The sequence below is a fragment of the Mycobacterium sp. 852002-51613_SCH5001154 genome, from assembly GCF_001667425.1.
In the GTDB taxonomy this organism is placed as follows: Bacteria; Actinomycetota; Actinomycetes; order Mycobacteriales; family Mycobacteriaceae; genus Mycobacterium.
Map to the genome: position 1 here is coordinate 1 of NZ_LZII01000035.1, position 547 is coordinate 547.

Annotated in this window: 1 protein-coding gene; it reads right to left on the bottom strand. The window is 69.8% G+C overall.

Annotated elements, in window-relative coordinates; all coding sequences use genetic code 11:
• A partial coding sequence (locus A5750_RS08950; protein WP_156664299.1) for an HNH endonuclease signature motif containing protein occupies positions 1–547 on the bottom strand: 547 nt, incomplete at both ends.

Below are 547 nucleotides of genomic sequence, written 5' to 3' on the forward strand. Positions count from 1 at the left end.
GCTGGCCCAGTCCTGGACGTGGTGGACTTCGCAGTAGTAGCCGGCCACGTCGCAGCCCGGGGCCGAGCAGCCACGGTCTCTGGCGTACAAGACAATTCGTTGCCCCGGTGAGGCCAGGCGCTTGGCGTGATACAGCGCCAGCGCGTTGCCCTTGTCGAAGACGGCCAGATAGTGGTGGGCGTGGCGGGCCAGCCGGATCACGTCGGACATCGGCAGCAGGGTGCCCCCGGCGGTGAGGGCTTTGCCGGCGGCGGACTCGAGGTCATTGAGCGTGGTGGTCACGACGATGGCCGCGGGTAATCCGTTGTGCTGACCCAGGTTGGCGCTGCAAAGCATTGCCCTTAGCGCGGCGTTGAGGCCGTCGTGGTTGCGCTGCGCGGCGCTGCGGGTGTCACGCTGCACCGCCTCGTCGCTCGGGGCGCCCTCGGCGATCGGTGTCTGGTCGTCGGGGTTGCACATCCCTGGCGCGGCCAGCTTGGCCAGCACCGCCTCCCAGGTGGCGCGGGCCTCGGGGGTGAGCCAGCCGCTCAGCTTGGACATGCCGTCG